An 8506-nucleotide genomic window follows, 5' to 3' on the forward strand; every position below is an offset into this window, starting at 1 on the left:
CCGCCTGCTCAGGGTAGTCGCGCGAGGGGGTCAGGCCCTGCTGCGGATGTACTGCAGGATCCAGCCGATGACCCCCACGATGATCAGGATCACCGCGATCCAGAACAGCCAGAAGAGCGCCTTCACGGCGAGGCCCAGGATCGCGAGGATGATGCCGACGACGAGCAGGGCGATGAACAATCCAACCATGGCTGCATCCTAGATACGCTCCCTGAAAACAATCAGAGAATGAACACGCAACGGTCGGGATACCGCCAGGCCGGGCCCTTCGGCTGCCCGTTGGCCGCCGCCCGCGCGAGTGCTCGGGGGATCCACAGGACGCCGAGGGCGAACACCGTCAGGCCGCCTGCGCCCGGACGCGTCCGTATCGTGGAGGGATGCCTGAGCCGTCGTTCCACCGACCGGTCCGCTTCCCCTCCGAGCAGTTCGACTTCGTGAAGGGCGGCGAGGACCCGGCCGTCATCGCCCGCACCGCACACGAGACCGCCCAGGCGCTCGTGAGTCGCGTCCGGGCGGATCCGGACCCGGAGATCGTCGACCGGGTGGTCGCCTTCGCCGAGCTCGAGGGCATCGACGCCGTCGCCGAGCTGTGGTCCAGAGCCGCCGCGCACAGCCTTCCCGGCGCGCTCTGGCGGCTCTACCTGCTGCGCGAGATGATCCGTCGCGACTCCGCGGTCGTCACCCTGGCCTACGAGCGGGGCGTCGAACGGCTGCGCTCCATCGACGCGCTGGTGGCCGGTGCGCCGAACCCTGCCGGTCCCGAGGAGCTGCTCGCCGTCGCCGACGAGATCCTCCGCGGCGTCTTCCAGGGCGACCTCGGCCTCGCGCTCGACCGGGCGGCGGCGTTCGCCCGCGTCACCGCCTCCGGTTGCACGGATCTCGCCGATGACGCGGACGCGACCGAGCCCGCCCGGGCGGAATCGCTTACCAAGCGGGCCGCCCGACTCGCCAAGCTCGCAGACGAACTGACGGCGAGTGCCAGGCTCTGGCGCGACGGCGTTTTAGACTAGACGCGGCCTTCGGGCCACCGCCGGGCCGCAGTAACCCCGGGCTCCATTTTTCGCCGCTCCGAGCGGCCTCGCGCCGAGAGGCGTTTCTGCGGTCCGGCACTCTCCCAGCGTTCCAGGCAATCCACTTGCCGTCGGGCAACGGATACCTCCCATGAGCGCGCCCCAGCCGGAGAGGTCTCCCCAGAGACCGCGATCCCGCACCCGCGCCGACGGTGCATGGGGCATGCTGACCGTCATGGATCCGGCCGGTGACGCGCTCCCCGGCACGCGCGACGAGTCGAACGAGGATCTCCTCCTCCTCGTCGCCACCGGCGACAAGGCCGCATTCGCTCGCCTCTACGACGCCACCGCGCCGCGCCTGTTCGGCCTCGCCCGCCGGCTGCTGATCGACTTCGCGCAGGCGGAGGAGGTCACGCAGGAGGTCTATCTCGAGATCTGGCAGTCCGCCACCCGATACGAGGCGAGCCGCGGATCCGCGATGGCCTGGATGCTGACGCTGGCGCACCGCCGAGCGGTCGACCGCATCCGCTCGGCGCAGTCCAGCCGCAACCGGGACACGAAGGTCGGCATCCGCGACTTCGACCGCGAGTACGACAACGTCGCCGAGACCGTCGAGGTGCGCATCGAGAGCGAGCGCGTGCAGCGGGCGCTCGAGAAGCTGACCGAGCTGCAGCGGCAGGCGGTGACGCTCGCCTACTTCAAGGGGTTGAGCCACAGCGAGGTCGCGGCGATGCTGCACGTGCCCGTCGGAACCGTGAAGACCCGGCTCCGCGACGGGATGATCCGCCTGCGCGACGAGATGGGGGTGACGACATGAAGTCGTCCGACGACGCCCATCTGCTGAGCGGCGCCTACGCCCTCGATGCCGTCTCCAGCGAGGAGGCCGCCGAGTTCGAGGCCGAGATGCGCTCCTCCGAGGAGCTCCGCGGCGAGATCGCCGGGCTCACCGACACCGCCGTGGTGCTCGGGCTGTCCGTGCCGCCTGCCGAGCCGCCGCCCGCGCTGCGAGCGCGCCTGCTCGACCTGATCGACACGACGCCCCAGCTGCCGGCCGTGGCGCCCGATGCCGAGTCGGCGGCTCCCGCCGAGTCCCTCACCGTGGCCGAGCGGATGCCGAGCGGTGCCCACCAGGCGCCGCACCGCACCCGCCGGCGCCGCCCGGTGCTGCTGCTCGCCGTCGCGGCGGTCGCCGTGCTGCTGTTCGGCGGTGGCCTGCTCGCCGGCCGCATGCTGCTCACGCCCGGCTCCTCCCAGACGACGTCCGCACTCACGAGGATCACGACCGCGAGCGACGTGCAGCGCACCGAGGCGGCCGTCGCCGGCGGCGGGACCGCGACCGTGTACTGGTCGCAGTCGGTGAACGAGTCGGCGGTCGTGCTGAACGGCGTGCAGAAGCCCGCCGACCACTCGCTGCAGATGTGGGTGGTCAGCGGCGCGTCCGCGAAGAGCGTCGGCCTGTTCGATCCGCCCACCGGCCAGAACTACGAGGTCATGAAGGGCGCGCTCGGCAGCAAGCAGCGCGTGGCGGTCACCGTCGAGCCGGCTGGCGGCTCCACGCAGCCGACGACCAAGCCGATCGTCGTCCTGCCGACCGCCTGAGCCTGCGCCTCGTCGCGAGCGGTCTGCAGGACGCCGGACGATCTGCAGGACGGAACCGGCCCGACCGTCCTGCAGACGGCACACGGTCCTGCAGACGGCACGCTGCCTGGATGGCGCGGATCAGCCGAAGCGTCCGGAGACGTAGTCCTCCGTGGCCTGCACGCTGGGCCGCGAGAACATGATCCGGGTGTCGTCGTACTCGATGAGCTTGCCCGGAGACCCGGTGCCGGCGATGTTGAAGAAGGCCGTCTTGTCCGAGACCCGCGACGCCTGCTGCATGTTGTGGGTCACGATCACGATCGTGTAGTCCTTCTTCAGCTGCTCGATGAGGTCCTCGATCGCGAGGGTGGAGATCGGGTCGAGCGCGGAGCACGGCTCGTCCATCAGCACCACCTCGGGCGACACCGCGATGGCCCGGGCGATGCACAGGCGCTGCTGCTGGCCGCCGGAGAGTCCGTTGCCGGGGAGGTTGAGCCGGTCCTTGACCTCGTTCCAGAGGTTCGCGCCCTGCAGCGACTTCTCCACGAGGTCGTCGGCGTCGGCCTTCGAGATCCGCTTGTTGTTCAGCTTCACGCCGGCGAGCACGTTGTCCCGGATCGACATCGTCGGGAACGGGTTCGGCCGCTGGAACACCATGCCGACCTGGCGACGCACGAGCACCGGGTCGACGCCAGGCGCATAGAGGTTGCTGCCGTCGATGAGCACCTCGCCCTCGACGCGGGCGCCGGGGATGACCTCGTGCATCCGGTTCAGGGTGCGGAGGAAGGTCGACTTGCCGCAGCCGGACGGCCCGATGAGTGCCGTGACGGAGCGGGGCTCGATGCTGAGGGAGACGCCCTCGACGGCGCGGAACTTGCCGTAGTAGACGTTCAGGTCGTTGACGACGATGCGCTTGGACACGCGAGGCCTTTCTGGTCGGTGCCGGTCAGCGGGACAGCTTCGGCGCGAAGAAGCGCGCCACGATCCGCGCGACGACGTTCAGCAGCAGGACGATCAGGATGAGCACGAGCGCACCGGTCCAGGCGCGGTCGAAGAACGCCTGCACGTTCGTGCCGGGCTGGGTGAGCTGGGTGTAGACGAACACGGGGAGCGTCATCATCCGCTGATCGAACAGGTTGTAGTTCATGGAGTCGGTGAAGCCGGCGACGAGCAGCAGCGGCGCCGTCTCGCCGATCACGCGGGCGATGGCGAGCATCACCCCGGTGACGATGCCGGCGAGCGCGGTGGGCAGCACGACCTTCACGATCGTCAGCCAGCGGGGCACGCCCAGGGCGTAGGCGGCCTCGCGGAGCTCGTTCGGTACGAGTTTCAGCATCTCCTCGCTGGAGCGCACGACGATCGGGATCATCAGCAGGCTGAGGGCGATCGATCCGCCGATGCCGGCGCGGTAGCCGGGGTTGCCGGACACGAGCTCGAACAGGGCGAACGCGAAGAGCCCCGCGACGATGGAGGGGATGCCCGTCATCACGTCGACGAGGAACGTGACGCCGCGGGCGATGGGCCCGCGGCCGTACTCGACGAGGTAGATGGCGGCGAGCAGGCCGATCGGCACCGAGATGACGGCGGCCGCGAGCGTGATCTCGAGGGTGCCGACGATGGCGTGGACCCCGCCGCCACCCGCATCGGTCACATTCCGCATCGACTCGGAGAAGTAGGCCACGTCGAAGCGCGCCAGGCCCCGGCTGACGACAGTGATGAGGAGGCTGATCAGCGGCAGCAGCGCGACCCCGAACGCGGTGCAGACGAGCGCCGTGACGAGGCGGTCCTTCGCTCGCCGTGAGCCCTCGACGACGAAGGAGGCGACGTAGACGACCACGACCCAGAGCAGCAGTCCGAAGAAGATCGCGCCGGTCGCGTTGTACGCCGCCGTCATCCCGGCGAGCAGGAAGATGAGGAACAGGCCGCCGGTGACGACGAGGCTGAGGCCGAGGAGGCCGATGGGGGAGTAGCGGGGCAGCCGGCCCGCGTGGATGCCGCCCGGCACCGCCGTGGTGCTCGCCATCAGATCCCCTTCCCGCCGCCGCGCCGCCCGACGACCGCCCGGGCCGTCGCGTTCACGACGAAGGTGATCACGAAGAGCACGAGGCCGGTCGCGATCAGCACGTTCACGTTGATCCCGAACGACTCGGGGAAGTTCAGGGCGATGTTCGCCGCGATCGTCGTCGGGTTCTCGCTCCGCAGCACGAACGGCGAGATGACGACGCTGGGGGAGAGCACCATCGCGACCGCGAGCGTCTCGCCCAGCGCCCGGCCGAGACCGAGCATGGCGGCGGAGACGATGCCGGCGCGGCCGAACGGCAGCACGGCGATCCGGATCATCTCCCACCGGGTGGCGCCGAGTGCGAGCGCGGCCTCCTCGTTGAGCCGCGGCGTCTGCAGGAAGATCTCGCGCGACAGGGCGGTGATGATCGGCGTGATCATCACGGCGAGCACGACGGCGACGGTGAGGACCGTGCGGCCGGTCGGCGACACCGGGCCCGAGAACGGCGGGAACCAGCCGAGCGTCGTCGACAGGAACGAGTAGAAGGGCTGCACGAACGGGGAGAACACGAAGATCCCCCAGGCGCCGAAGACCACGCTCGGGACCGCCGCGAGCAGATCGATGATCGCGCCGAGGCCACGGGCGATGCGCCTGGGCGCGTAGTGCGAGATGAAGAGCGCGATACCGAGCGAGAAGGGCACGGCGATGATCAGGGCGAGCAGCGCGGCCCAGATCGTGCCGAAGACGAGCGGGACGACGTAGGTCCAGAAGCTCGAGAAGCCGTTGTTGAGCTCGCTCGCCTTGACCCCGAAGGCGGGCAGGCTCTGGACGACCAGGAAGATCGCGACGGCGGCGAGGGCGACGAGGATGAGCAGCCCGCCCGTCAGGGCCGCGCCGAAGAAGGCGCTGTCGCCGACGTGGCGAGGGGCTCTGACGCGCGAGCGGAGGGGGGCCGTCGAGGCGGTCATCGGGTCCTGTTCAGCGGGGAGGGGGAGTCGACGCGATGGTAGCCGTCCCGGGAAGCCCCGGGACGGCCACCGGACGCGCTACTTGATGGTCGCGACAGCGGCCTGCGCCTTGGAGGCGAGGGTGCCGGTCATCGGCGCGGACTTCGCGGTCGACGCGGCGGCCTGCTGGCCGGCGGCGCTCGTGACGTACTGCGCGTAGGCCTTCACCAGGGCGGCCTTGCTCGAGTCCTGGTACGACTGGCAGGCGATGAGGTAGCTCACCAGCGTGATCGGGTACTCGGTCGGGTCGGTCGTCGTGCGGTTCACCTTCACGACGACGTCGTTGCCGGTGTGGGCGGAGTCGAGCGGCGAGGTCTCGGCGATCTTCGACGCGACGTCCGCCGCCGGGGCGACGAAGGAGGAGCCCACCTTGATCTTCACGACGGACAACGTGCCGGCCGACGAGTTGTCCACGTAGCCGATGGTGCCCTTGCCGTTGGTCACGGCGCTGACGACACCGGAGCCCTTGGCGGCGCCCTCACCCGTCTTGTACGGGAAGGCGTCGGCCGCCGCCTGCGTCCAGACCGAACCGGCGACCTGGTGCAGGTAGTCGGTGAAGTTGTTCGTCGTGCCGGACTTGTCCGAGCGGTAGACGGGCGTGATGGTGGAGCTGGGGAGCGAGGTGCCCTTGTTCAGCGCGGTGATCGCCGGGTCGTTCCACTTCGTGATCTTGCCGGAGAAGACCTTCGCGAGCGTGGTGGCGTCGAGGTTCAGGCTCTTCACGCCGCTCAGGTTGTAGACGAGGGCGACCGGCGAGACGTAGACCGGGATGTCGATGCCCTTGGTGCCGGCCTTGCACTCCTTGAAGCCGCCGGACAGCTCAGCGGCCGGGAGCGCCGAGTCGCTGCCGGCGAAGTCGGCGCCGCCGCTCTCGAACGCGGTGCGGCCGGCGCCGGAGCCCTGCGGGTCGTAGTTGACCGTCACGCCGCTGTTCGCGGTCTGGAAGCCCTTCTGCCAGGCGGTCTGCGCGTTGGTCTGCGCGGACGAGCCGACGCCGTTCAGGGTGCCGGAGAGGTTCGCCGGGGCGGAACCGCTCGCGCTGCCCGAGCTCGACGAGGCGGACGCCTCGTTGCTCGCGCACGAGGAGAGCGCGAGCATCGCGGTGAGGGCCGTGCCGATGGCCAGGCCTGCGCGCATGTGCTTCAAAAGTGGTCCCTTCCAAGGGTTCGTGAGTGCAGTCGCCGGCCGGTGGGGAAGCCTCTTCCTGGGCCGGACGACGCTCACGGTAGGGAGCCCCGGTAGCGGGATTCGGGACCGAAGGTGAACGGCGGGTGAACGGATGCCACACGCCTACGCCGGGATCGAAGTCCCTGGTCGGAGGGCGAACGGTGCCGAGGGCGGAACCGCGCCCCGCTGCCTACTCGGGGACGGAGTGGGTCTCGATCGCGAGGATGCGGTGCGGCTCGGTCGCCGACAGGTGCACGACCGTGAACTCGGCGGTGCCCAGGATGCCTGCGCGGGTCATCCGGCCGCCGTTCGGACTCCCGGTCGTCTCGGCGATCTGCTCGAGGATCTCGGGCAGCACGGGCGCGTGGCTGCAGAGCAGCGTCGTGCGCCCCTTCGCGATGCGCTTGTCGACGAGTGCCCGGATCGCCGACGGGTCGTGGCCCGCGGTCTCCCAGCCGTCCTGGCTGATCGCGTCGGACGTGCGCACCTCGATGCCGGCCGCCTTCGCGAACGGCGTCACCGTCGCGACGCAGCGTGCGGCGGTGCTGCTCACGATCCTGGTCGGACCCCACGCGGCGAGCGCGGGCACGATCGCCCGCGCCTGCGCTCGTCCCCGGGCGTTCAGTCGGCGGTCCGCGTCGAGACCTGAGACGGAATCGAAGTCCGCCTTCGCGTGCCGCAGGACGATGAGCTTGAACCCCTCGAGCTCGCCGGTGACCGCGAGCTCGGCGAACCGCTGGAGCACCTCGCCGTCCCGCTCGTAGCTGAGCCGGCGTCGCGCCTTCGCGAGCGGTACCCACTCGAACGTGTCGACCTCGGCGCTCGGCGTGAACCGGCCGCGCTCGAGCTCCGCCTTCGTCACCTTCGCCGCCCAGTAGGTGACGACCTTGTCGCGGCCGGTCGCCGGTACCACGTACTCGGTGGTGCCGAGCGGCGGTCCGAGCGAGACGGAGAAGCCGGTCTCCTCCGCCACCTCGCGCACCGCGGTCTGGGGCAGGGATTCGCCCGGGTCGACCTTGCCCTTCGGCAGGCTGACGTCACCGTGGCGGGGACGCGAGATGAGCAGCACCTCCACGCTCTTCGCGCGGCGTCGCCAGCACACCGCACCCGCGGCGAGCACGGGGGCGGCGGTGGCGTCCGTCATCGGACCGTGCGCTTCCGGTGGCTCAGCTGGTGCATGACGGCGGTCTGCAGGTCCGTGAGCGGGGTGCCGTCCTTCGTGTAGCCGTGCCGCTCCCAGACGCCGATGTCGTCGAGGTGCCACGAGGACGTCCCGTCGCTCATGGCGAGCTCGAACAGGTCGTTCAACTGCCGGATGTGGCTGTTCCGCTTCAGGCGCACGAGGGTCTCGACCCGCCGGTCGAGGTTGCGGTGCATCATGTCGGAGCTGCCGATGTAGGTGATCCTGTCGCCGCCGTTCTCGAACGAGAAGATGCGCGAGTGCTCGAGGTAGCGGCCGAGGATCGACCGCACGCGGATGGTCTCCGACATGCCGGGCACGCCGGGCCGCAGGCTGCAGATGCCGCGCACCCACACGTCGATCGGCACGCCGGCGATGCTCGCCCGGTAGAGCGCGTCGATTATCGCCTCGTCGACCATCGAGTTGACCTTGATCCGGATGCGGGCGGGTTTGCCGGCCGCCGCGTTCGCCGCCTCCGTGTTGATCCGCTTCAGCAGGCCCTTGCGGAGGTGAAGGGGCGCGACGAGCAGACGGCGGAACTTCTTCTCGATCGCGTAGCCCG

At 70.1% G+C, this 8506-nt stretch carries 9 protein-coding genes and 1 pseudogene; 3 read left to right on the plus strand and 7 right to left on the minus strand.

What is annotated here, in order from left to right:
- Positions 1–30 precede the first annotated feature (30 nt).
- A complete protein-coding gene (locus tag JWQ92_RS13125) occupies positions 31–189 on the minus strand; it encodes a hypothetical protein (RefSeq protein ID WP_297344908.1) in 159 nt (52 codons plus the stop codon).
- 188 nt (positions 190–377) lie between these two features.
- On the opposite strand from JWQ92_RS13125, the gene JWQ92_RS13130 reads away from it, so the two are divergent.
- The 3 genes from JWQ92_RS13130 to JWQ92_RS13140 all read left to right on the plus strand — a co-directional run bounded on the left by JWQ92_RS13130 (position 378) and on the right by JWQ92_RS13140 (position 2609).
- Positions 378–1010, plus strand: coding sequence for a DNA-directed RNA polymerase subunit beta (locus tag JWQ92_RS13130; RefSeq protein ID WP_297344909.1), 633 nt, complete (start codon positions 378–380; stop codon positions 1008–1010).
- Positions 1011–1233: 223 nt separating this feature from the next.
- A complete protein-coding gene (gene sigK, locus JWQ92_RS13135) occupies positions 1234–1827 on the plus strand; it encodes an ECF RNA polymerase sigma factor SigK (protein WP_297344910.1) in 594 nt (197 codons plus the stop codon).
- Entirely contained in the window at positions 1824–2609 is a 786-nt protein-coding gene (locus JWQ92_RS13140; protein ID WP_297344911.1) for an anti-sigma factor, read from the plus strand. The genes sigK and JWQ92_RS13140 overlap by 4 nt, the downstream gene beginning before the upstream one ends.
- A 120-nt stretch (positions 2610–2729) precedes the next feature.
- On the opposite strand, the gene pstB is transcribed toward JWQ92_RS13140, so the two are convergent.
- From pstB to JWQ92_RS13170, 6 genes and pseudogenes are all read right to left on the minus strand, one after another.
- Positions 2730–3509, minus strand: a complete 780-nt coding sequence (gene pstB, locus JWQ92_RS13145) for a phosphate ABC transporter ATP-binding protein PstB (RefSeq protein WP_297344912.1) — start codon at positions 3507–3509, stop codon at positions 2730–2732.
- A 25-nt stretch (positions 3510–3534) separates the two neighbouring features.
- On the minus strand, positions 3535–4611 hold the full coding sequence (gene pstA / locus JWQ92_RS13150) for a phosphate ABC transporter permease PstA (RefSeq protein ID WP_297344913.1): 1077 nt from the start codon (positions 4609–4611) through the stop codon (positions 3535–3537).
- A complete protein-coding gene (gene pstC / locus JWQ92_RS13155) occupies positions 4611–5558 on the minus strand; it encodes a phosphate ABC transporter permease subunit PstC (RefSeq protein WP_297344914.1) in 948 nt (315 codons plus the stop codon). The genes pstA and pstC overlap by 1 nt, the downstream gene beginning before the upstream one ends.
- Before the next feature lie 78 nt (positions 5559–5636).
- Positions 5637–6734, minus strand: a complete 1098-nt coding sequence (locus JWQ92_RS13160; protein ID WP_297344915.1) for a phosphate ABC transporter substrate-binding protein PstS — start codon at positions 6732–6734, stop codon at positions 5637–5639.
- A gap of 220 nt (positions 6735–6954) precedes the next feature.
- Complete coding sequence (locus JWQ92_RS13165) at positions 6955–7908, minus strand: NUDIX domain-containing protein (protein WP_297344916.1); 954 nt, start codon at positions 7906–7908, stop codon at positions 6955–6957.
- Positions 7905–8506, minus strand: a pseudogene (locus tag JWQ92_RS13170) (RNA degradosome polyphosphate kinase); the annotation flags it as partial. The pseudogene JWQ92_RS13170 and the gene JWQ92_RS13165, both read right to left, overlap by 4 nt.

It is taken from the genome of Amnibacterium sp. (assembly GCF_025463795.1).
GTDB lineage: Bacteria > Actinomycetota > Actinomycetes > Actinomycetales > Microbacteriaceae > Amnibacterium.